The organism is Caballeronia sp. NK8 (assembly GCF_018408855.1).
GTDB lineage: Bacteria > Pseudomonadota > Gammaproteobacteria > Burkholderiales > Burkholderiaceae > Caballeronia.
The window spans coordinates 100,747-123,367 of the sequence record NZ_AP024326.1 but is presented as its reverse complement, the minus strand read 5'-3'; the positions used below and the strand labels follow the sequence as shown (position 1 = coordinate 123,367).

Here is a 22,621-nt window from a genome sequence, read left to right as displayed (position 1 = left end):
TCGTACTCCTCAAGCCTGAGCCGTTTCGGCTTTCTGCGCGGTCGCGCCAATGCGTGCTGCGATCTCGGCTCGGCCACCCTCTCGCATCCACGCGTCTGCCTTGCGTGCGTACTGGATGACTTCGCTGATGTCGGAGTCGAATCCGAAAAGTCTGTAAGGCAGCCCGAGCGAGTCGCAGGTGTCCCTCAACGCAGCCATGCCGCGCACGAGGTTCGGCCCGCCGCGACCCAGCACCACGTAGAGCGGCGTCGGTCCATGCTCGCTGAAGTGTTCGCGAATGGCATCGGCCATCGCGCGCAGCGTCTCGAAGATGTCGGTGTTGTTCGACTTGCCGCCGATAATGAAAAGCACGTTCGACTGCTTGAGCCAGTGTTTAAAACAGATACGGGCCACTTCCTTCATCTTCGCGTATGGCGGATTGCCCCCGAAATCCGACGAAATGATCGCGGCGTCGCCGAGCATTTCGGTCACGAGCGAGTTGGCACCGCCGCCGAAGGTCGGCGCGAGGATTGTTCCATTCTCGTTGATCACGTACACATCGCTTTGTCCCTGATGCGTGCGCAACTGATTGATCTCCTGCTCGAAGTCGGAGTAGTCCGCCGCGAACAAGTGTTGCGGCAGTCCAAGGCGCGTCCAGCGCGGATCGTCGCGATCGAAGCCGCACTTGAAATCGCAGGCGACGGGCGTGAGCCGTCCGTTCTTGTCCTCGCGCATCCGGATCGGATTCAGTTCCAGCGTCGTCATGCCAAAATCGTGAAAGAGCTCCCAGAGTTTCGGCAACTGCTGAACGAGCGGTGAAATGATCTCCTTCGGCGCGCCGATCTCGCTTAGCGCATTCGCCACGACGAACGCCTTGAGGCCCGTCAATGCATCAAAGGGCACCATCGCCACATGCTTCGGGTCGACCTCTTCAATGTCCATGCCGCCCTTATGCGAAAGCGTCATCGTCGGCGCTCGGAAGCGGGTGGAATCGGTGATCGAGAAATAGACTTCATGCTCGGCCGGAACGCCAGCTTCGAACGTCACGCCGTTCGCCTTCGCCTTCAGGTGGCCGACAGTGTGTTCAGCGAAGTACAACCGTTCTTTTTCGCTCAACGCGGTCTTGAGATCCGTTGCCCGGCCGAGCAAGCCCGCTTTGCCCTTCTTTCCGACACCCCCCTTGAAGACGGGCTTGATGAAGATCTGCCGATGACGATCGATCAAGGTCTTGATCTCCTCTTCGCTGGCGCTCGGGCCGAGGACCTCACTCGCCGGGAATCCGACGAATTGCAGCAGGCGCGCGCCGTGCAACATACCGGTGATTTGCATGAAGGTTGTCTCCTGAAAGGCATTGCAATAGATAAGAAACGGGTGATCGAACGAGAATCAGACATGACGACGCGGCCGCCGCGTCAGTGACGCTCGGATTCGGATGTCTTGGTATGCGTTGAGGCTAGGCCCCTAGGCTAGGTGGCCCTGGGCGGCAATCGTTAGCCGCGTTGAATTTGATGCGCGACGTGCATGGCGTGTCTCCGATGCGTTTTGCTTACGTTCCAACTCTTGCTGAAATCTTGAGTACAGATACTCATGCAAAAGGACTGAAACGAAAAGTGCAATTTTTTCAACTATTGATGTGCGGTCGCTATCAATGCGGGTGCTGAATCGGAGTTTCCTGGGACCACTTCCCTCGTGGAAAGACACATGGCGAGCCCGTTTGAGAGTGGTGACGGCCGTCAGAATGCTGCGGTATTTACAAATCGTGGCCCGACGAGAAGAGCTGCACTTAGCTAGCCGAGCCTCGAAAGGATGGAAGTGAACTGCGATGAACGGTAGACAGCGACTTGATCCCGCCCTTACAGATGATGAAACAACGCGGCCGTAGGCGTTTAACGCTACCACCCGCGATCAAAGAAACAGACCGCTTTCTGAAGGACTGCCCTGCATTTAAGCCGACTGCAGTCGGCGACTGTTGACGCGGGCTGTCACGCGGCAAACAAGACCGCCTTTTGACCGGTGAACGCCGAAACCACCGCTGTCTTTGAAGGCGTCCTACCGCCGCAAGATGAACAGCTTCGTGTTACTAGTTGCCGTGAACACGGCTGCGAATGAGGTTGCGTCGTTCTCTGGTACGGTGTTTGCGGAGAGCCCCTCAGCGATGTTGTGGCGGCCGATGCCATCACGAAGCGCTAAACCATTCGTTAATTTCGCTTCTCTGCTGCAGCCAGACGATTGCGCCAGACTCAACGGCCAAACGTGTTCTCGGGCTACGCACACGCCGGAGCATTCGCTCCGAGACCTTGAACGAGTGGGCCAGTAACGCATCTGCGTGCCTCGGCCTGCCGTTGCAGGGCACTTTCAAACCGTCAATCTTTGACCTGCGCCGCTCGCCGTCCGCGCAGCGCCTCAGGTCGTCTCTGCGAGAAGGAGTGGTCTTATGTTCGTTCATAACAAGCGTCTCCAGTACACCGTCCGCGTGGCTGCACCCAATCCGGGGCTCGCCAATCTACTGCTCGAGCAATTCGGCGGTCCGCAAGGCGAATTGGCCGCCGCGTGTCGATATTTCACCCAGGCCGTCAGCGAAGACGATCCTGGTCGTAAGGATTTGCTCTTCGACATCGCAACGGAAGAACTCAGCCACCTCGAAATCATCGGCTCGATTGTCGCGATGCTCAACAAGGGCGCTAAGGGTCAGCTCGCTGAAGCAGTCGAGTCGGAGGCCGAGTTGTATCGCTCGATGACGGGTAACGGCAACGGCTCGCACACGACAGCGTTGCTGTATGGTGGCGGCCCCGCCCTCACCAACTCCGCTGGCGTCCCGTGGACATCCGCCTACATCGACACAATCGGCGAGCCCACAGCGGATCTTCGCTCGAACATTGCCGCGGAAGCCCGCGCAAAAATCGTCTACGAGCGGCTCATCAATGTGACCGATGACCCAGGGATCAAGGATGCGCTCGGATTCCTGATGACCCGCGAAATTGCCCATCAGAAGTCGTTCGAAAAAGCGCTGCACTCGATTCAACCGAACTTTCCGCAGGGCAAGTTGCCGGGCGTGCCCGAGTACACGAACGTCTACTACAACCTGTCTAAGGGCGAGGACACGCGTGGCCCATGGAACGAGGGAAGCGGTTGGCAGTTTATCGAGGATCCCCGGCCAGCAGTGGACGGCGGAGACGGCACGGCGCGCGTAGGCGTCAATCAGGCTGACGTCGAGGTGCTCAAGGCGATGGCGGCACGGACGGCGTCCGATCCATCAAGCGACCCCGTGACGGGCGCCGAGATCGGTTCGGGTCAGACGAGCTGAGCGTCTTGCGAGGATTTGATGAGGCAGGCGAGCCGAGCGGACTCATCCTCTGCCGGCTTGCCGATCGAGCAGTAAGAAACAAAGAGGAAGAATATGATCGGCGTCGTCATTCCTGCACACAACGAAGCGGCACTCATTGGTCCGTGTGTGCATTCCGTTCAGGTCGCCGCGGCGCACCCGCAGCTCGCCGGGGAGCGTGTCCTGATCGTCGTGGTCGCCGACAGCTGCAGCGATTCCACCGAAGCAATCGCGGTTTCGCTTGGGGCGCTCGTTCTTAGCATGTTTAAACGCAACGTTGGCAGTGCGCGCGACCTTGGTGCACGCCTGATTGTCGCACACGAAGCACGATGGCTCGCTTTCACCGACGCGGATACAACGGTGCCTGCCGACTGGCTGGTCCAGCAACTCGAATGTGCGACGGACGCAGTATGTGGCGTGATTACGGTCTCCGATTGGGCGGGTCATCACGTCGAAACAAAGGCCGACTTTCTCGGGACGTACCGCGATGTGGAGGGACATCGCCATATACATGGTGCCAATCTCGGGTTGTCTGCGGCAGCATATGCGTCCGTTGGTGGTTTTCAGCCGCTTACGTTCAACGAGGATGTGGCGCTCGTCGAAGCGCTCACAAAGAGCGGTTTCTCCATCGCCTGGACCAACAAGGTGCGTGTCGCTACCAGCGCACGGACCAGCGCTCGGGCACCGTGCGGGTTTGGCGCAACCCTGCGCGCGGTATCAAGTAGGTTCGCAGGCCGACCACTAGGACCGTTAAGTGCTCACGCCGGTTTCGGCCCTCCAGGACAAGCTGACGCGGCAAACGACGCAAAGCTCAACGAGCCGCTACTTGGTGGATTACCAGACGTCGGCACATCGCTTTTTTAGCTGCAAGGGAGACTGAAATGTCCAAATCTGCAATCTTCGATATCGATGGCACCTTGGTCGATTCCGTCGACCTGCATTCGCTTGCTTGGCGCGAGGCGTTTGCACAATTCGGCCATGACGTCACTTTCGAGCAAGCCCGCAGCCAAATTGGTAAGGGCGGAGACAGTGCTTGCCTTTCGCTTGTACGCCCTTCTCCGCTGTGCCGGCCCTGCTGCAGCGCTTGCGGTCCAATGGAATCAGGCTCGCCGTCGCCTCCTCCGCGAAGAAGGATGAACTCGACACAGACGATGCGGCGAAGCCTAACCGACGTTCGGCACCTCGTCCAATATGATCGGTATGGTTCACTGCCGGATCGCCCGCCTTGCGCGGGCGTTTTTACGCCGCTCCTTCAAAAATCTAAACAAGCCGAAATTTACCTCCAAGTCGGAAACAGTACACGGCTACCGGCTTCTTCGTATAACTGATAGGCGAAGCCGCGGATCGGCTGTTTCGTGACTGGAATGTCCATGTCTTCCTACTCGACATTGTCAAAGCCGACGTGTTCAACGATTTTCTGATGATCCAAACACCGAACTATCAAGAAACGCTGATAAACCGCCAGGCCCGGTGTAAATGGCCATACAGCTCGCTTGACGCAGCGTTTCCTCGGTGAAACCGCCGGACAAAAAGCCCACCGCGCGCAGTCCAGCGCGTGTTACAGCTTGCGCGTCGTACGGCGAGTCGCCGATAGCGACCGCATCGGCAGCGGGGACGTCCAGCTTGTGTATCGCCACCTCAAAAGCATCAGGCGACGGTTTCGACGTTTCGACATCGTCGGAGGAAACGATTGCATCGAACAGTTCCGCAACCTCTGCAATGTCCAGATATTCGCCCGCCGCTTCGCTCAAATCCTTCGGCAAGGACTGTGACGGTCAGTCTGTTTTGGGTCACCTGCGGTGGCAGCAACGGCGAACGAGTCATGACGACCCTTTCCCGTTAATCGAGTTGCTCGAACGCAACCAACGCTTTGCAATGATCTTCGGACTTCGCGATTATTGGAAACGCCGTGCATTCGCGCAGCGCTAGTCTTGCTCGATCACACAACCGCTTTAATCCTTCAATTCAACCAGCACCGTCTCGGAGAATGCGCGCATCGTGGCAGACAGCGAGACTCCTTGATGACTTGCGTCGCGCCCAGCAAGAAGTGCAGAAGATGGTCGCTTATGTTCCCGGGCAGTATGGTTCCGGGCCAGGCGCCTGACCGCCATTCCGGCTGAACCGCGGCTTGCGGCGCGCACCGGCCACCACGTTGCGCATCGACGCAAGCCGGACGGCACTTAAGTTTCACTTATACCCCCTCCTTTTTGTCTGATTCGACGCGGATAAATCGGCCACCGACCATGGATTCATGCCCGACGCGCTTGTGCGCGCCGGAAACGCAGCGAATTCACGGAGGTCATCCATGCAAGCCGACGTTCTCGTCGCCCACAGCGCCGAAGTATCCGACCAGCGGCGCGCCCTTATGCGCGCCGTCGCCGCGAGTAATCAGGAAGTCGTCGATCTGGCGCGCGCGCTGGTCGCGGAGCCGAGCCCGTATCCGCCCGGCGACACGCACGCCGTCGCGCGACGCATCGAGGCCATGCTGGCGAGCAGCGGCGTCGAGATCACGCGATACGGCACCCTGCCGCACGTGATGAACCTCGTCGTGCGGGTGCGCGGCATGCGGCCCGGACGGCGGCTCGTCTTCAACGGCCATCTCGACACCTTCCCGCTCGTCGACGCGGATCGCTGGAGCGCCGACCCGAACGGCGAGGCCCGCGACGGCAAGCTCTACGGCCTGGGCGTCTCCGACATGAAAGGCGGCATCGCGGCGATCGTGTTCGCGCTGCGCCACCTCGCCTCACTGCGCGACACGCTGCCGGGGGAAGTTGTCGCGACCTTCGTCGGCGACGAGGAAAGCATGGGCACCGAGGGCGCGGGCTATCTGCTCAATCACGTGCCCGAAGCCTCCGGCGACGCGATGATCAGCGCCGACACCGGCTCGCCCGCCGTCCTGCGCTTCGGCGAGAAAGGCATGATCTGGCTGCGGCTGGACGCGTCCGGCAAGTCGGCGCATGCGGCCCACGTTCACCGCGGCATCAGCGCGATCGAGCGGCTGCTCGATGCCATCCAGGACCTGAGGACACTCCGCGATCATCCCGTCGATGCACCCGCCGACGTGCTCGCCGCGATCGTAAACGCAGGCCCCGTATCCGACGAACTGTCCGGCCGCGGCGAAAGCGACGTGCTGCGGCGCGTGACGGTCACCTTCGGCACCGTTCAGGGCGGCCGCTTATCGAATCTCGTCGCGGATCAAGCATGCGCCACCGCCGACATCCGCCTGCCGGTCGGCGTGAGCGTCGCGCAGATCGAGGCGCGCATCAACGCGATCGTCGCGCGGCACGAAGGCGTCAGCGTCGAGATCACGCGGCGCTACGAGCCGAACTGGACCTCGCCCGATCACGAGATTGTGCAGCGCGTGCGCCGCAATTGCTCGGCGCGGCTCGGTATCGAGCCGGTCGTCAATATGCGCGTGGGCGCATCGGACGCACGGCACTACCGCATGCACGGCGTGCCTACCGTGGTCTGCGGACTCACCGCGCACAACATGGGCTCGTTCGACGAGCACATCCACATAGACGAGCTGTGCGCGCTCGGCGAGATCTACGCCCTCACCGCCTTCGACTACCTGCACGGCATCTGACCGGCCCGTCCGGCTTTCGTATCGCGTATCGCGTCAGCTTCCACACGTCGCATCGACCAAGGAAAACGCCATGTCACACGACCTGACTCTCAACCGCGAGCAGCGCGGCAAGTTCCGGCGCATTCTGGCCTCCGCGCTCGTCGGCAACATGCTCGAGTTCTACGATCTCTTCATCTACGGCTTTCTCGCCGCCATCCTCGCGAAGGCGTTCTTCCCGACGGGCGACGCCTACACGTCGATGCTCACCACCGCCGCGACCTTCGGCATCAGCTACTTCATCCGGCCGCTCGGCGCGGTCGTGATCGGCGGATACGCCGACCGGCACGGCCGCAAGTCCGCGATGATGCTGACCATATGGCTCATGGCGCTCGGCACGCTCGTCATCGCCTGCGCGCCTTCCTATGCGATGCTCGGCGCCGGCGGCACGCTGATCCTCGTGCTCGGCAAGATCATGCAAGGCTTCTCGGCGGGCGGCGAGTTCGGCTCGACGGTCTCGTTCGTCACCGAGCATGCGCCGCGCGGCATGAAGGGCTATTTCGCGAGCTATCAGGTGGTCGGCATCGGGCTCGCGACGGGCCTCGCGAGCATCGTCGGCCTCGGCACGACGCGCCTGATGACGCCCGAAACGCTGCTCTCGTGGGGATGGCGCGTGCCGTTCATCATCGGCCTCGCGATCGTGCCGTTCGGCTACTGGATTCGCCGCGGCGTCGACGAAACGCCGGAGTTCGAGGCGAGCCGGCACGAACACAGTCCGCTGCGCGAGACGCTCGCGACCGCCAAAGCGCGTATCGCGGCGGCGATCGGCCTCTACTCGCTCGCCGCGTCGACGAACTATCTGCTGGGCGTCTTCATTCCGCTCTATGCGCAGAAGGTGCTCGGCCTCTCCCCTGCCGATTCGATGCTCGGCGCGATCGGCTACTCCGTCGCGCAGATCTTCCTGCCGCCCGTGTTCGGCGCGCTGTCGGACCGCGTGGGACGGCTCGCGCTCATCACGGCGGGCACGTTGCTGACGGTCGCGCTCACGATGCCGGCGTTCCACCTGATGGTCGCGCAGCCCACGGTCGGCGTGTACGTGCTCTGCATCACCGGCCTCACCGCCTGCGTGATGGTGTTCCAGGGCGCGATGCCCGCGTTCGTCGCGGAGCTGTTTCCGCACGGCACGCGCACGACCTGCATCGCGATCGTACATAACCTGACCTTCGCGGTCTTCGGCGGCCTCTCGCTGATGATCTGCACATGGATCGCCAACGAGACCGGCAGCAAGTTCGTGCCCGCGTGGTACGTGATGGTCACCGCCGTGGTCGCGCTTACCTGTATCCTCTGGTTCAGGTTGCGCTATCAGCCCGCGCGCATCGAGGAGAGCGCGCTGAACAACGCGTGAGCATCGCGCCGGTCTTGCCGCGCGGGCCCGCTCGCCCGGCCTGGCCGACCCCGACCGGAAACAACATTCGATGAGACTGAGGCACATAGAGGTAGTCAACGCGATCCGCGTCACGGGCACCCTGAAGGCCGCCGCCACGCTGCTGTCGCTCACGCAGCCGGCGGTCACGCAGATCCTGCAGAGCGCGGAGCGCCAGCTCGGCTATCCGCTGTTCGAGCGCACGCGCGGCAAGCTGGTTCCGACGCGCGAGGCGCAGCGCCTCTTTCCCGAGATCATGAAGCTCGACGAGCAGTTGCACGCGGTGCAGCGGCTCGCCGACAACTTGCGCGGCGGCACCGACGAATCGTCGATCCGCGTGCTGGCCGCACCGGCGCTTGCACAGACCGTCGTCGCCGATGCGGCGCTCGCGTTCGCCGCGATGCATCCGAACGTGAAGCTCTCCGTGCGCTCGGACTACTCGGCGACCGCTGTCGCGAACATCGCGCTGATGGACGCCGATGTCGGCGTGCTTTATCACAGCGTCGCGCATCCGGCGATCCGCGAGATCGAGCTGGCTTCGAGCCGGCTCGTGTGCGTGGGTCATCCCGACGTGCTCGACGACGCCGCGCCAATCGAGCTCGCCGCCTTCGACGGGCGCGAGATCCTCGGCCCCGACCCCGACGATCCGGTCGGCCGCCTGCTCAACAAGCGCTTCGAGGAGCACGCGCTCGACGTGCGCACGACCGTCACGGCGCAGTCGTATCACTCGCTCATCGCGCTTGCCGCGCGCTCGCGGCTCGTCACGATCGTCGATGAATTCTCGGCGCTTTCCGCGCGCGCCTTCGGCCTGAACGTCGCGCCGCTCGCGCCGGAGATCGCGATTCCGGTCGTCGCGAGTCTCGCGATCAGCGGCGAGCGTTCCGCGCTCGTCGATCAGTTCGTGCAGATGTGCAAGAAAATCATGCGCGCGCAGATGAAGCCGCGCGCCGTTCAACCCTGAACTTTCCCGACACCCGAGCCATGACCATCGAGACCTTCAACCCGTCGCGCGGCACGCGCGGCATGGCGGTCGCGCCGCACTCGCTTGCGTCGCAGAGCGCGCTCGCCGTGCTGCGCGAGGGCGGCAACGCCGTCGAAGCGATGATCGCCGCCGCCGCGACCATCGCGGTCGTCTATCCGCACATGAACGGCATCGGCGGCGACGGCTTCTGGCTGATCTCGCGGCCGGGCGCCGAACCCGTCGGCATCGAGGCGTGCGGCGCGGCTGCGTCGGCCGCGACGATCGAGCGGTATCGCGCGCTCGGGCTCGATCGCATTCCGCATCGCGGGCCGCTTGCCGCGAATACGGTCGCGGGCACGGTATCGGGCTGGCATGCGGCGTTCGAGTGGTCGCGCACGACGCTCGGCGGACGCCTGCCGCTGTCGCGCCTGCTCGACGATGCGATCGACTATGCGACGCACGGCGTGCCCGTCACGGACAGTCAGGCGCGCTGCATCGCCGCCAAGCGTGTCGAACTCGAAAGCGTGCCCGGTTTCGCGGACACCTTCATGCCCTCGCCCTTGCAGGCCGGCGATCGCTTCACGCAGCCGCGCATGGCCGCGACGCTCGCGCAACTCGTGCGCAACGGACTCGACGATTTCTATCACGGCGATCTCGCGCGCACCATGGCGGCGGAACTGAGCGCGCTGGGAAGCCCGCTCGCCGCCGGCGATCTGGAACGCCACCGGGCGCGGATCGTGACGCCGCTCGCCCTCGCGCATTCGCTCGGCACGGTGTACAACATGCCGCCGCCGACGCAGGGCGTCGTTTCGCTCATCATCGTCGGATTGCTGGACCGTGTTCTACGCGACGACATGGATCCGCTCGGCCCGGAGTATGTTCACGCGTGCGTCGAGGCGACGAAGCTCGCGTTCGCGATCCGCGATGCGCACGTCACCGATCCCGATCACATGGACGTCGATCCGCAGGCGCTGCTCGCGCCCGAACGTCTCGACGAGCTCGCCGCACAAATCTCGATGGATCGCGCCGCGCCGTGGGGCAACGGCCTCGGCCCCGCCGACACGGTATGGCTCGGCGTCATCGACGGCAATGGCGTTGCCGTGAGCTTCATCCAGAGCATCTATCACGAGTTCGGCTGCGGGATCGTGCTGCCTTCGTCGGGCGTGAACTGGCAGAACCGCGGCTGCGGCTTTTCGCTCGACGCAGCCTCGCGCAATCCGCTGATGCCGGGACGGCGGCCGTTCCACACGCTGAATCCCGCGCTGGCGCGTCTCGCCGACGGGCGCGTGATAGTCTACGGCAACATGGGCGGCGACGGCCAGCCGCAATCGCAGAGCGCGGTGTTCACGCGCATCGCGCGTTACGGATGGAATCCGCAGACGGCCATCGATGCACCACGCTGGCTGCTCGGCCGCACGTGGGGACAGGCGAGCGATTCGCTCAAGCTCGAAGCGCGCTTCGGCGAAGAGACCGTTGCGGCGCTCCGAAGCCTGGGCCACGAAGTCGATGTGTTGCTGCCTTACGACGAAACGATGGGCCACGCGGGCGCGATCATCCGTTATCCGAACGGATGTTTCGAAGGCGGACACGATCCGCGCAGCGACGGCGCGTCGATTGGCTGGTGACGTATGTTCCCCGCATGATGCTTCATGCGGGGAACGCGGCGCTGAGAGCAGCGCTTCGCTACGCGCCATGCTTGCCGACGGCGCAGCGGCGCACCTACACACGTTGAAATTGCCTGTTGTAATGTACGGGAAAGGTAACCTTCCGCCACGGGGCGCTCCCGCTAATCCAGGCGCGTTGCGCTGGTAAAGACGATGATCGAAGCATTGGAAGCGCGTTGATGTACTGGCTCGATACTGACCTGCACGTCTACGTGTACCGCCAGTGGATTTCCGCCTAGGGTCAATGGGTCGGCCGAAGCGATCGATGCAGCTTGAGCTGTTTGTCCGCGCGGACTACGGCTTCATCACAATCGGCGTAGCTACCTTAAGCTGTAGCTGTGGGAGCGCAACGGGCGCTGACCGCTGCTCAAGCGTCTCGGGGAAGATGGCCGGCAGGGTCAGCCGAAGGGCGCGACGACAAGAAATGTCTGCTAAAGGATATGGAACGGCCGTTCGGGTGACAATGCGCGAACGTTCAGGCGAACGGCCGGGAATGGCCGAACCCAGAACTTTTTGCAGCCGGACATGCTTGTCCAGAGAGCCAGATAAATGAACCGCCCTTCGACACCTTCCTTTGACGCTGATTGCAGTGTCGTCACAGCTCGCTGACAATGATGCAGGCGTGCTGTTACGCAAACGGACGGCAGCTGCGCAAGCCGAGCATCGGCGCGGTGATCCAGTTGCTGCGCGACGACATCGACATGCTGGAACGGCGGCTTGGATCGGACGAGTGACCATGCCGCGATTCAGCGCGGCGTTGCATGCGCGCAATGTGGGGTAGAGCTAGGTTTCATCCGTAACTTGGGCTCGATTTTCTGAAACGCGGCCGTAACGACGCGCGCCGAGAATTCATCCCATGCGCAGAACGAACGGCGCCAAACAACCGGAGAACAAGATCATGCCGATGCCGTGCTACCTCACGCTCGAAGGACAGAACCAAGGGAAAATTGAAGGCTCTATCAAGGTGACCGGCCACGAAGGAAAGATTCTCGTGCAAGCTGTGGACCACACCATCGAGATTCCGAAGAGCCCGCAAACGGGGCTGCCCACCGGCAAGCGTGTGCATTTGCCGATGACGCTGACCAAGGAAATCGACAAGTCGTCGCCGAAGCTTTATCAGGCATTGACGTCGGGCGAGCAAATGAAGGTTGTGACGCTGGAGTTTTATCGCATCTCGCCGAAAGGCACGGAGGAGAAGTACTACACCGTCAAACTGTCGAATGCGATTCTGACGAACATGAAATCGTGGACGCCCAATGCTCTCGATCCGGAGAACCGCCAGATGGGGCATATGGAAGATGTGTCGTTCACGTACGAGAAGATCACATGGACTTTCGACCCGGACGGCATCGAAGCGGAAGATTCCTGGTTGGCGCCGAAGTCTTGATTATTGGGTTTGGCTGGATGAAAGAGCCGCTTCTCCTGGAGAGCGGCTCTTATGTATTCTGCGGCGAGGCGCAGACCCGCGGGGCTCATCCCATCTCGTCGTCTCAGCGAGCGTGAGCGAGGCTCCGGTTCTACAAGCGTTCAATCAAGCGCCGATCCCCCAACTCACAATACCCATGACATGCCGCGCGCGCCGCGTTTGCCGCGCCGTGCACGAATAGCGGCGCATCCGCGCGGCGCGACATCGACACCACGATCGACGGCGGCGAAGGCTGCAACGGCAACTCCACCACTTCTCCGCGCGCGATGAGATCTGCGACGAACAGACGAGGGATCGCTGCCACACCGAAGCCGTCGCGCACCAATTGCACAATCACTGAGATCGACGGCGATCCGGTAATGCGCGTATCCGCGAGCGGCACGCCGTTCGCGAGCGCAAGCTTGCCGACGATGTCCTCCAGCGCGCGATGCGGTGCTGTGCCGCGCCCGAAGGTGAGGATCGGATGGCGCAGCACGCGCTTGGCGAGCCCACTGCGCGAAAGCGGAAGCAATCCCGCGCGCGCGACCCAGTGCACCGGATAGTTCGCGAGCGCATCGCACACCACGGTTTCCTCGTCGCTGCCTTCCACTCGAATGATCAGATCCAGCTCGCCGGCCATCAGGCGACGCTGCAATACCACGCTCACGTCCACTGCAAGCTCCACTTCGAGTTGCGGAAGGTCGGACGAAAGGCGTCGCATGTAATCGGCGAGCCAGCTATGCACAACTGTTTCGATCACGCCGAGCCGCAGCTTGCCGCGCATCGCGCCTTCGTGCGACGCCGCTGCCTGCAACTGGCGCGTCGCTTCCACGACGGCCTTCGCGTAGCCAAGCAGATATTCGCCGTTAGGCGTGAGTCGGAAATCGCGGCTCTCGCGATCGACGAGCGTGGTCTGCAATTCGTCTTCGAGCGCCTTCAGACGCTGCGAGATCGCAGCGGGCGTGGCGTGCAGCGCAGTTGCCGTGGTGCGGAAGCTGCGCAGCTTGGCGAGCGTGACGAAGGTCTCGAGAAAGCGAGTGTTCATAGGCTGGAGGCGCCAGGTCAAACAAAAGCGACGCAAAAACGAGGCAAAAACAACGAAGGGGAATGCTACAAAAACCTCAACGTGATTCGGGGAAAACCCGCGATTCTGTTAAGAAATTCTATTCACTCTGCACAAATAAAACTAGTTGGCGTCATATTTTCTTCTTTTCTATGCTTCGTCTAACGCTGCAATTCATACACACCGCACGCTAATACCATGACTCCATCTGAATTCCGCAAAGCTGTCCGCCACGGCGACTTCCGCGGCCCGACAGCCGGGCATTGTGGCGACTACGCGCAAGCCAATCTTGCGATTCTGTCCGCCACTCACGCGCACGATTTCCTGCGCTTTTGTCATGCGAATCCGAAGCCGTGTCCACTGCTCGGCGTGGGCGAGCCCGGCGATTTTCGCGTGCCTGTGCTTGGGCGCGACGTGGATATCCGCACCGACGTGCCCGCCTATAACGTCTATCGTCATGGCGAACTGAGCGAGCGCGTCGAGTCGATCGAAGCGCTCTGGCAAGACGATTTTGTCGTGTTCGCCATCGGCTGCTCGTTCTCGTTCGAGCACATGCTCGCGAAGGAAGGCATCGGGCTGCGCCACGTCGAAGAAGGCCGCAACGTGCCGATGTATCGCACCGATATTCCGAACCAACGCGCGGGCGTGTTCGGTGGCGAACTCGTCGTGTCGATGCGTCCGCTGCGCGGCGCAGACGCGATCCGCGCCGTGCAGATCACAAGCCGTTTTCCGGGCGTGCATGGCGCGCCCGTGCATATTGGCGATCCGGCAGAGCTCGGCATCGCCGATCTCGCGCGCCCTGAGTTCGGCGACGCGGTGACGATCCATCCGGGCGAACTGCCGGTCTACTGGGCGTGCGGCGTGACACCGCAAACCGCGCTCATGGGCGCGAAGCTGCCCATCGCCATCGCACACGCGCCGGGCCACATGCTGATGACCGACATCACCAACGCATCGCTGGCCGTCTTTTGAGCGTCTGCGCAGCACGCGCGGCATAACACGGCGCCGCGCTCCATTCACAGCAATTCGAAGCCATCCGGCCACGCAGTCCGGAGGGAATGACGCATCCCCACGCTTTGAAGCGGCTTCGCTTGTTACTCATGCGTCTATCCACAGGAGCAGCAGATGGACAGCAAGACATTCACGACAAACGTCGACGATGCCGCCGATCCGAAGGCGACAGCAGACGGCGCGCAGCTTTCCTGGTACGCCGAAGCGGGACCGCGCGCACGCCGCGCGTTCTGGAGCTGCAAGGTCGGCTACATGCTCGACGGCATGGACACGCAGATGCTGTCCTTCGTCATTCCGACGCTCGTCGCCACGTGGGGCCTTTCGCTCGCGGACGCCGGTTTGATCGGCACTATGACGCTGCTCTCGTCCGCGCTTGGAGGCTGGATCGCGGGGATTCTGTCCGACCGCATCGGCCGCGTGCGCACGTTGCAGCTCACCGTGCTGTGGTTCGCGGTGTTCACCGCGTTGTGCGGACTCGCTCAAAACTACGGCCAGTTGCTCGCCGCGCGCACGCTGATGGGCTTCGGCTTCGGCGGCGAATGGACGGCGGGCGCCGTGCTGATCGGCGAGGTGATCCGCGCACGCGATCGCGGCAAGGCGGTCGGCCTCGTGCAATCCGGCTGGGCGCTCGGCTGGGGCATGGCCGCCCTGCTCTACGCCGTGCTGTTCTCCCTGATGGCGCCTGAGCTTGCATGGCGCGCGCTGTTCCTGATCGGTCTCGTGCCGGCGCTGCTCGTGGTCTTCATCCGCCGCTACGTGAAAGAGCCTGAAGTGTTCGAACAGGCGAAGGTCGCGCAGCAGGAGGCACAAGACAAACCGCGCTTCACCGAAATCTTCGAGCCCCGCCTGCTTTCGACTACGCTGCGCGCCGCGCTTCTCACCACCGGCGCACAAGGCGGCTACTACGCGATCACGACGTGGCTGCCGACCTTCCTTAAGACCGAGCGTCATCTCACTGTGATGGGTACGGGCGCTTATCTGGCGATGATCATCGCGGGCTCGTACGTCGGCTATCTGTGCAGCGCTTGGCTCACTGACCGCATCGGCCGCAAACCGAACTTCATTCTGTTCGCGCTCGGTTCGATGGCGATTGCCTTCGCGTACACGTCGTTGCCGCTCACGAATGCGTCGATGCTGTGGCTCGGTTTTCCGCTCGGCTTCTTCGCGTCGGGCATCTTCTCCGGTATGGGCGCGTTTCTCACGGAACTCTTTCCGACCCGCGTACGCGGCTCCGGCCAGGGCTTCTGCTACAACGCCGGCCGCGCGATCGGCGCGCTCTTTCCCGTGCTGATCGGCACGCTGTCGAGCCGCTACGGGCTCGGCACGAGCATCGGGATGTTCGCGGTGGCGGCGTATGGCGTGCTGATCCTCGCCGCGCTCACGCTGCCGGAAACGCGTGGCCGCGAACTCGAATCGGCCTGAACAACGCGCTCTTACTCCGTTACCTCTTTCGCATCGCACCTCTCGACACCATGAAGCAAGATCACAACTTCGATGTTTGCACGCCGTCCCGCTGGCAATTCTGGATTGACCGCGGAGGCACCTTTACTGACATCGTCGCGTGCCGCCCGGACGGCACGCTCATCACGCACAAGCTGCTCTCCGAGAACCCCGAGCAGTATCGCGATGCGGCGGTCGCCGGGATTCGTCATCTGCTCGGACTGCGCGACGGAGAAGCCATCACGCCGCACGACGTCGAGATGGTGAAAATGGGCACGACAGTCGCGACGAACGCGCTGCTCGAACGCAAAGGCGAACCGGTTGCGCTCGTCACGACGCGCGGCTTTCGCGACGTGCTACGGATCGCGTATCAAAACCGTCCTCGTCTTTTCGATCTCGACATCGCGCTGCCCGAGGCGCTCTACGAGCGCGTGGTGGAAATTGACGAACGTATGAGTGCGCAAGGCGACATCGTCGCGCCACTCGATCACGTCGCGGCCGAACGCGAGCTCCGCGAGGTCTATGGCAGCGGCATCCGCGCGCTCGCCATCGTGCTGATTCACGGATATCGCCATACGTCGCATGAACGGGAACTGGCGGCGTTGGCACGTCGTATCGGCTTCACGCAAATCTCCGTCTCGCACGAAGTGTCGCCGCTGATGAAAATGGTTTCGCGCGGCGATACGACGGTGGTCGACGCGTATCTGTCGCCGATCCTGCGCCGTTACGTCGATCAGGTCGCGCACGAAATGCCAGGCGTGAATCTGCAATTCATGCAGAGCAGCGGCGGACTGACGCGCGCAGACGTGTTCCAGGGCAAGGACGCGATTCTCTCGGGACCGGCGGGCGGTATCGTCGGCATGGTCCGCGCGGCACAGGCGGCGGGCTTCGAGCGTTTGATCGGCTTCGACATGGGCGGCACGTCGACGGACGTCTCGCACTTCAACGGCGAGTTCGAGCGCGTGTTCGAAACGCAGGTAGCCGGTGTGCGCATGCGTGCGCCGATGATGAGCATTCACACGGTGGCGGCCGGCGGCGGTTCCGTGCTCGGCTTCGACGGCGCGCGTCTGCGTGTCGGCCCCGACTCGGCCGGCGCAAATCCCGGCCCGGCGGCGTACCGACGGGGCGGTCCGCTCGCCGTCACGGACTGCAACGTGATGCTCGGCAAGATCCAGCCCGACTATTTTCCGCGCGTGTTCGGTCCGCATGCGAACGAGCCGCTCGATCACGACGTGGTCGTAAAACACTTCCAGGCACTCGCCGATGAAATCTTCGCGGCGACAGGCCAGCGTCGCACGCCCGAAGCACTCGCGGAAGGATATCTGGAGATCGCGATCGGCAGCATGGCGAACGCGATCAAGAAAATCTCCGTGCAGCGCGGCCACGACGTGTCGCAATACGTGCTGACGACGTTCGGCGGCGCCGGCGGTCAGCACGCATGCGGCGTGGCCGACGCGCTCGGCATGACGAGCGTGTTCGCGCATCCGCTTGCGGGCGTGCTCTCCGCCTACGGCATGGGTCTCGCGGACCAGACGGCCATGCGCGAACGCGCTCTCGAAGTCAAGCTTGACGAAACTTCGTTGTCCACGATTGAAGCCGCACTCGATGCGCTCGCCGACGACGCCACGCGTGCCCTGCTCGAACAGAACGTGGATGCCGCGCTCATCACGACCGAGCGGCGCGTGCATCTGCGCTATCAGGGAACAGATTCGTCGCTCTCCGTGCCGGCAGGCAGTGTCGACGAAATGCGCGCCGCGTTCGAAGCGGCTTATCGTCAACGCTACGCTTTTCTGATGGCGGATACGCCCCTCATCGCGGAGCTTGCGTCCGTCGAAGCGATCGGTCATTCAGATGCTCCGGTCGATACCTGCGACCTGGCGCCGCGCGACGCGAATATTGCAAACGACGCAAACGACGTACTCGGTGCGCAGACTGTCGTGCGGATGTATTCGGGCGGCGCATGGCACGACGCCTCGCTCTGTCAGCGCGATACGTTGCGTGCGGGCGACACGCTCGACGGTCCCGCGATCATCGCCGAAAAGAACGGCACGATCGTAGTGGAGCCGGGCTGGCAAGCGGTGCTGACCACCCAGGGCAACGTGGTGATGACGCGTGTTCAACCGCTCGCCACGCGCCGCTCCATCGGCACCGACGCTGACCCCGTGCGCCTCGAAATCTTCAACAACCTGTTCATGTCGATTGCCGAGCAGATGGGTTTGCGTCTGCAAAACACGGCGTATTCGGTGAACATCAAGGAGCGCCTCGACTTCTCGTGCGCGATCTTCGACGACACGGGCAACCTGATCGCGAATGCGCCACACATGCCAGTGCACCTTGGCTCGATGGGCGAAAGCATCAAGACGGTGATCGAACGCAACCGGGGTGCGATGCGCGACGGCGACGTGTTTATGCTGAACGACCCGTATCACGGCGGCACGCATTTGCCCGACGTGACCGTGATTACGCCCGTGTTCGCCGACGGTTCTTCCGAGCCGCTCTTCTACGTCGGCTCGCGCGGTCATCATGCGGATATCGGCGGGATTACGCCGGGTTCGATGCCGGCTTCTTCGTCGCATATCGACGAGGAAGGCGTGCTGATCGACAACTGGCAACTGGTGTCCGCGGGCGAGTTGCGCGACGCCGAAACGCGCGCCTTGCTCGCATCGGGCCGTTATCCCGCGCGAAATATCGCGCAGAACATGGCCGACCTGCGCGCGCAGGTGGCCGCGAATCAGAAAGGCGTGGACGAGTTGCGCCGCATGGTCGCGCAAGTCGGCCGCGACGTGGTACTTGCGTTCATGCGTCACGTGCAGGACAACGCGGAAAAAGCAGTGCGCCGCGTCATCGGCGCACTGAAGGACGGCAGCTATCGCTACGAACTCGATAACGGCGCTGTGATCAACGTGGCGATTCGCGTCGACGCCGCCACGCGCAGTGCCACAGTAGATTTCACCGGCACATCCGCACAGTTGCCGAACAACTTCAATGCGCCGAAGGCCGTGTGCATGGCGGCGGTGTTGTATGTGTTCCGCACCCTCGTCGGCGACGATATCCCGCTCAACGCCGGCTGCCTGAAGCCGCTTTCGGTGATCGTGCCGGAGCGCTCAATGCTGAACCCCGTTTATCCGGCGGCGGTAGTGTCGGGCAACGTAGAGACGTCGTCCGTGATCACGAATGCGCTGTATGGCGCGCTCGGCATCGTGGCATCGAGCCAGGGCACGATGAATAACTTCACGTTCGGCGACGCGCGCTACCAGTACTACGAGACGATTGCGGGCGGCAGCGGCGCGGGTGATGGTTTCGGCGGCGCGGACGCCGTGCAGACGCACATGACCAATTCGCGCCTCACCGATCCTGAAGTGCTCGAATGGCGCTACCCGGTGCGGCTCGAATCGCATCTGATCAACACGGAATCGGGTGGCGCGGGCCGCTGGCGCGGCGGCAATGGCGCGATCCGGCGCATCCGCTTTCTCGCGCCGATGACCGCGTCGATTCTGTCGAATAATCGCATTCATGCGCCTTTCGGCGCTCGTGGCGGGCTGGCGGGAAAACGCGGCAGTAACCGCGTGGAGCGCGCCGATGGTCAGATTGTCACTCTAGGTCATATCGCGAGTGTCGACATGGGGCCAGGAGATGTGTTCGTCGTGGAAACGCCGGGGGGCGGAGGTTTTGGGAAAAGCTGATTCCCTCGCAGCGGGGCTTGCTGCCAAGGCTCGGCATTGCCCGCTGGCATAGCGACGCGATCAACAGGAGGACGGCGCATTTGAGAGTAAAGCAGCCGTCTGAGCGTCCGACGCGCCGTTGGTGCGAAAGGCAGAAACTGGCTGCAACCGGTAGCCGGCCTCCGATCGTGGCACACAGAAGTTTTCGAACAACGTGCATCTTCGCTCCGCAAGAATCTGGGTTAGTCAAAGCTGCGTGGCGCGCTGTGTACCGGCGCACGAGTCTACGCAGTACGCCCGACTGTTCTAATCCTCGATCCCGCTCCCGCCATCCCGGATGTGCGGCGTGGCCGGCGCGTTCGCGGCTCGGCAGCATGCCTCGCTATGCGTCCGCCGTCGGCGCGCCGATGCCGCTGCCGATGGGTGCGATTGACATCACGAGCACGAAGCCGAACGACTTCGCGACGCTCATGATTTGCGCTCGCGCCGATCTGACCGATACGCTCGGCGCAACCCGCGCTCCGCGGCGGTGGATGCGGTCCATGCCTGGATCACCGGGCTTTCCGGAGAGAGCCGCGACGGTGACCCTTCAGCCCGCGCGGGTCGTGCGTTTCGTCGCGAGGTGCTGCTTCAGCACGCCATGCAGAATCTCGACATAGCGACGCGCCACGCTCGACAAAGGCTCGACATGTGAATACAGCAGGCTCGCGGTCAATCGATGATCGGCGTCCGCGTGCAGCGGCACGACATCGAGCGCCGCGCGCATATCCGCATCGATGCAGAACGGATCGACGATCGCCACCCCAACGCCTTCCTTCGCGAGCGTGCATGCGCTGATCGCCGAGCGCACCCGCACGACCGGGTCGGGCCTTCGCGTGTTCGAGAACACCTTGCCGACAATCCGCCCGAGCGGCGTGTCGTGCTCATAGTCGATCCACGGCATCGAGGCGATCTGCTTCGGATCGAGCACGCGCCGTTTCGCGAGCGCGCCCCTCTTCGCCACGCACCAGACGCGCCCGCTCTCCAGCGGCACGGTCACGATATTCGGATGCTCCACCTCGAACATCGACACGCCGATATAGTTCTTGCCGAACAATACGCGCGGCACGAGATGATTGTGCGTGAGTGGCTCGAACGCGATGGGCAACTGCTCGAACTCCGCATGAAAACGGGCGATGGCGAGCGGCACGAGATGCACGCCGAGGCTCGGACTGCACACGATATTGAGCTTGCCGCTGGAACCGTCCGCGAGCGAACGCACCAGCGTTTCCACGCGTTCGATGCCTTCGTACGCGCGTACGACTTCCTCGAAAATACGCTTCGCTTCCGGCGTCGGATACAGCCGTCCGCGCGTGCGCTCGAACAGCAAAAAACCCAGCCGGCTTTCCGTCACCTGCAGCACGCGGCTCACGGAGGGCTGCGCCACATAGAGCGAGCGCGCCGCCTCGCTGATGGAGCCCGTCATCATGATCGCGCGAAACACTTCGATCTGACGCAGGCTCATGGCGCGCGCTTGAGGGACCTCCTCGTCGTAGTTCATGGCGTGGCTCGCGGAAACGGTGCAAATCGCTTGAAATGGCGTCAACGGCAGTGTAGCCGAACGATCCATGCATGCCGTCTATGGGGCACGAAATTTGGACTATTTCACGACGGATTTCGATGCGGGTATCGTTCGTTCAAGGTCGAACTCTTCCGTCGAGCCATGTCTGATCCCATCGTATTTTTGAACCCGAACGGCCTCGCCGATGTCACTCGCGAAATCGAAGAAACTGTGCGCGCGTTGCGTGCCGAACAGGACGCCCCCGCCGCATTCGAGACGCTGCATGCCGTGCCCGGCGGCATCGAGACGCAACGCGATGCGGATCGCGCGGCCGTCGCCGTTGCCGACTATGTGGCGCGCCACGAGGCAGAAGCGGCGGGCTTCGTGATTGCCTGCTACAGCGATCCCGGCCTGCATGCCGCGCGCGAAGTCACGAGCAAGCCCGTCGTCGGCATCGGTGCGGCGGCCCTGAGCGTGGCGCTCGCGCGCGGTTCGCGCATCGGCGTGATCGCGGCGAGCACGCGCGGCATGCCGCGTCACTGGCGCGCTTACCATGCGGCGCGCATCAGCGACGTGGTCGCGGGCGAGCGTGCCGTGAACCTCGGCGTAGACCAGTCCGGCAATCGCGATCTCGCGCTCGACAGACTCATCGCGACGGGCCGCGCGCTGTCCAGCGAAGACGGCGCAGATGTCATCGTGCTGGGCTGCGCTGGCATGACGCCCTTGCGCGCCGATCTCGAAGCCGCCCTGGGCGTGCCAGTCATCGACCCGTGCTCGACGGCTGCGTCGCTTGCATTTGCGGTCTGCCGTGAGCGAGGCATCGCATGAACGACGCAGTGACGCCGCTTCCGCGGCTCGGCGTGCTCGGCGGCATGGGACCGCTGGCGACGGCGGACTTTCTCGTCAAGCTGATTCGGGCGACGCCCGCCGCGTCCGATCAGGAGCATATGCCCGTGATCGTGCACAACGTGCCGCAGGTGCCGGATCGCAGCGCGGCGTTTCTCGCGGGATCGGATGCCCCTTGGCCGCATCTGCTCGATGGACTGCGCACGCTCGAAGCCGCCGGATGCGCGGCCATCGCGATCCCCTGCAACACCGCGCACGTCTGGCACCCGCGACTCGCGCACGAAACGGCCTTGCCCGTGCTGCATATCGGCGAGGCCGGCGTCGATGCCCTGCTCAAACAGTCCGCCGGCGCGCGCCGGGGCGGCATCCTCGCGACCAGCGCGACCTTGCAGGCGCGCATCTATCACGATCAACTGGCCATGCACGGCATCGCCGCCCTCACGCCTGACGATGCGCTGCAGGGAACCCATGTCTCCGCCGCCATCGGCGCCGTGAAAGGCGGACACATCGAGGAAGCGCGCATGCTGCTCGCGCACGCCGCGCAGGCGCTGATCGCACAGGGCGCGGATGCGCTGCTGCTCGCCTGCACGGAAATTCCCGTGGCGCTCGCGGGCGTTTCCCTCGATGTCCCGGCTATCGATCCGACCGATGCGCTTGCGCGGGCCTGCGTCGGCTGGTGGCTCGAGGCACGCAGCGAACCCGCGCCTTTCCACACACAACTCTGAATCTCAAGCGGATGAAAA

At 63.2% G+C, this 22,621-nt stretch carries 18 protein-coding genes; 14 read left to right on the top strand and 4 right to left on the bottom strand.

All coding sequences use genetic code 11. From position 1 onward, the window contains the following. Positions 1-9: 9 nt before the first annotated feature. On the bottom strand, positions 10-1,308 hold the full coding sequence (locus NK8_RS33350; protein WP_213233728.1) for an ATP-grasp domain-containing protein: 1,299 nt from the start codon (positions 1,306-1,308) through the stop codon (positions 10-12). A gap of 1,105 nt (positions 1,309-2,413) precedes the next feature. Here NK8_RS33350 and NK8_RS33345 point away from each other — a divergent pair. The 3 genes from NK8_RS33345 to NK8_RS43825 all read left to right on the top strand — a co-directional run bounded on the left by NK8_RS33345 (position 2,414) and on the right by NK8_RS43825 (position 4,629). Next, positions 2,414-3,283 carry a manganese catalase family protein gene (locus tag NK8_RS33345; RefSeq protein ID WP_213233727.1) on the top strand — a complete coding sequence of 290 codons (870 nt, stop codon included), beginning with the start codon at positions 2,414-2,416 and terminating at the stop codon, positions 3,281-3,283. A gap of 93 nt (positions 3,284-3,376) precedes the next feature. Next, entirely contained in the window at positions 3,377-4,165 is a 789-nt protein-coding gene (locus NK8_RS33340) for a glycosyltransferase family 2 protein (protein ID WP_213233726.1), read from the top strand. A gap of 17 nt (positions 4,166-4,182) precedes the next feature. Next, the gene (locus NK8_RS43825) at positions 4,183-4,629 is read left to right on the top strand and encodes an HAD hydrolase-like protein (RefSeq protein ID WP_367657832.1); all 447 of its coding nucleotides are present in this window, start codon (positions 4,183-4,185) and stop codon (positions 4,627-4,629) included. 78 nt (positions 4,630-4,707) lie between these two features. Here NK8_RS43825 and NK8_RS33335 read toward each other — a convergent pair whose 3' ends face one another. Then, positions 4,708-5,064, bottom strand: a complete 357-nt coding sequence (locus NK8_RS33335) for an HAD family hydrolase (protein WP_213233725.1) — start codon at positions 5,062-5,064, stop codon at positions 4,708-4,710. A gap of 542 nt (positions 5,065-5,606) precedes the next feature. Between NK8_RS33335 and NK8_RS33330 the strand changes: the two genes are divergently transcribed. The 6 genes from NK8_RS33330 to NK8_RS33310 all read left to right on the top strand — a co-directional run bounded on the left by NK8_RS33330 (position 5,607) and on the right by NK8_RS33310 (position 12,298). Beyond that, entirely contained in the window at positions 5,607-6,887 is a 1,281-nt protein-coding gene (locus NK8_RS33330) for a M20/M25/M40 family metallo-hydrolase (RefSeq protein ID WP_213233724.1), read from the top strand. A gap of 70 nt (positions 6,888-6,957) precedes the next feature. Beyond that, positions 6,958-8,268, top strand: coding sequence for an MFS transporter (locus tag NK8_RS33325; RefSeq protein ID WP_213233723.1), 1,311 nt, complete (start codon positions 6,958-6,960; stop codon positions 8,266-8,268). A 70-nt stretch (positions 8,269-8,338) separates the two neighbouring features. Then, complete coding sequence (locus tag NK8_RS33320; protein ID WP_213233722.1) at positions 8,339-9,247, top strand: LysR family transcriptional regulator; 909 nt, start codon at positions 8,339-8,341, stop codon at positions 9,245-9,247. 20 nt (positions 9,248-9,267) lie between these two features. Beyond that, positions 9,268-10,872 carry a gamma-glutamyltransferase family protein gene (locus NK8_RS33315; protein ID WP_213233721.1) on the top strand — a complete coding sequence of 535 codons (1,605 nt, stop codon included), beginning with the start codon at positions 9,268-9,270 and terminating at the stop codon, positions 10,870-10,872. Between the two features lie 650 nt (positions 10,873-11,522). Continuing rightward, a complete protein-coding gene (locus NK8_RS43480; RefSeq protein ID WP_273655003.1) occupies positions 11,523-11,645 on the top strand; it encodes a hypothetical protein in 123 nt (40 codons plus the stop codon). Between the two features lie 164 nt (positions 11,646-11,809). Then, the gene (locus tag NK8_RS33310; protein WP_213233993.1) at positions 11,810-12,298 is read left to right on the top strand and encodes an Hcp family type VI secretion system effector; all 489 of its coding nucleotides are present in this window, start codon (positions 11,810-11,812) and stop codon (positions 12,296-12,298) included. Positions 12,299-12,428: 130 nt separating this feature from the next. Here NK8_RS33310 and NK8_RS33305 read toward each other — a convergent pair whose 3' ends face one another. Next, complete coding sequence (locus NK8_RS33305; protein ID WP_213233720.1) at positions 12,429-13,361, bottom strand: LysR family transcriptional regulator; 933 nt, start codon at positions 13,359-13,361, stop codon at positions 12,429-12,431. Positions 13,362-13,577: 216 nt separating this feature from the next. Between NK8_RS33305 and NK8_RS33300 the strand changes: the two genes are divergently transcribed. The 3 genes from NK8_RS33300 (at position 13,578) to NK8_RS33290 (ending at position 19,513) form a co-directional block, all read left to right on the top strand. After that, a complete protein-coding gene (locus tag NK8_RS33300) occupies positions 13,578-14,351 on the top strand; it encodes a putative hydro-lyase (protein WP_213233719.1) in 774 nt (257 codons plus the stop codon). A gap of 153 nt (positions 14,352-14,504) precedes the next feature. Next, positions 14,505-15,812, top strand: a complete 1,308-nt coding sequence (locus tag NK8_RS33295) for an MFS transporter (RefSeq protein WP_213233718.1) — start codon at positions 14,505-14,507, stop codon at positions 15,810-15,812. Between the two features lie 50 nt (positions 15,813-15,862). Continuing rightward, a complete protein-coding gene (locus NK8_RS33290; RefSeq protein WP_213233717.1) occupies positions 15,863-19,513 on the top strand; it encodes a hydantoinase B/oxoprolinase family protein in 3,651 nt (1,216 codons plus the stop codon). Positions 19,514-20,081: 568 nt separating this feature from the next. Here the strand turns inward: NK8_RS33290 and NK8_RS33285 are convergent. Then, positions 20,082-21,032: a LysR family transcriptional regulator gene (locus NK8_RS33285; RefSeq protein ID WP_213233716.1), complete on the bottom strand. Its 951-nt coding sequence runs from the start codon at positions 21,030-21,032 to the stop codon at positions 20,082-20,084. A 162-nt stretch (positions 21,033-21,194) separates the two neighbouring features. Between NK8_RS33285 and NK8_RS33280 the strand changes: the two genes are divergently transcribed. Further along, the gene (locus tag NK8_RS33280; RefSeq protein ID WP_213233715.1) at positions 21,195-21,860 is read left to right on the top strand and encodes an aspartate/glutamate racemase family protein; all 666 of its coding nucleotides are present in this window, start codon (positions 21,195-21,197) and stop codon (positions 21,858-21,860) included. Next, positions 21,857-22,603: an aspartate/glutamate racemase family protein gene (locus NK8_RS33275; protein WP_213233714.1), complete on the top strand. Its 747-nt coding sequence runs from the start codon at positions 21,857-21,859 to the stop codon at positions 22,601-22,603. The genes NK8_RS33280 and NK8_RS33275 overlap by 4 nt, the downstream gene beginning before the upstream one ends. The last annotated feature ends 18 nt before the right edge of the window (positions 22,604-22,621 follow it).

Coding starts and splice junctions, on each gene's coding strand:
- NK8_RS33350 (WP_213233728.1), bottom strand. CDS start 1,308: ATGCAAATCACCGGTATGTTGCACGGCGCGCGCCTGCTGCAATTCGTC.
- NK8_RS33345 (WP_213233727.1), top strand. CDS start 2,414: ATGTTCGTTCATAACAAGCGTCTCCAGTACACCGTCCGCGTGGCTGCA.
- NK8_RS33340 (WP_213233726.1), top strand. CDS start 3,377: ATGATCGGCGTCGTCATTCCTGCACACAACGAAGCGGCACTCATTGGT.
- NK8_RS43825 (WP_367657832.1), top strand. CDS start 4,183: ATGTCCAAATCTGCAATCTTCGATATCGATGGCACCTTGGTCGATTCC.
- NK8_RS33330 (WP_213233724.1), top strand. CDS start 5,607: ATGCAAGCCGACGTTCTCGTCGCCCACAGCGCCGAAGTATCCGACCAG.
- NK8_RS33325 (WP_213233723.1), top strand. CDS start 6,958: ATGTCACACGACCTGACTCTCAACCGCGAGCAGCGCGGCAAGTTCCGG.
- NK8_RS33320 (WP_213233722.1), top strand. CDS start 8,339: ATGAGACTGAGGCACATAGAGGTAGTCAACGCGATCCGCGTCACGGGC.
- NK8_RS33315 (WP_213233721.1), top strand. CDS start 9,268: ATGACCATCGAGACCTTCAACCCGTCGCGCGGCACGCGCGGCATGGCG.
- NK8_RS43480 (WP_273655003.1), top strand. CDS start 11,523: ATGATGCAGGCGTGCTGTTACGCAAACGGACGGCAGCTGCGCAAGCCG.
- NK8_RS33310 (WP_213233993.1), top strand. CDS start 11,810: ATGCCGATGCCGTGCTACCTCACGCTCGAAGGACAGAACCAAGGGAAA.
- NK8_RS33305 (WP_213233720.1), bottom strand. CDS start 13,361: ATGAACACTCGCTTTCTCGAGACCTTCGTCACGCTCGCCAAGCTGCGC.
- NK8_RS33300 (WP_213233719.1), top strand. CDS start 13,578: ATGACTCCATCTGAATTCCGCAAAGCTGTCCGCCACGGCGACTTCCGC.
- NK8_RS33295 (WP_213233718.1), top strand. CDS start 14,505: ATGGACAGCAAGACATTCACGACAAACGTCGACGATGCCGCCGATCCG.
- NK8_RS33290 (WP_213233717.1), top strand. CDS start 15,863: ATGAAGCAAGATCACAACTTCGATGTTTGCACGCCGTCCCGCTGGCAA.
- NK8_RS33285 (WP_213233716.1), bottom strand. CDS start 21,032: ATGAACTACGACGAGGAGGTCCCTCAAGCGCGCGCCATGAGCCTGCGT.
- NK8_RS33280 (WP_213233715.1), top strand. CDS start 21,195: ATGTCTGATCCCATCGTATTTTTGAACCCGAACGGCCTCGCCGATGTC.
- NK8_RS33275 (WP_213233714.1), top strand. CDS start 21,857: ATGAACGACGCAGTGACGCCGCTTCCGCGGCTCGGCGTGCTCGGCGGC.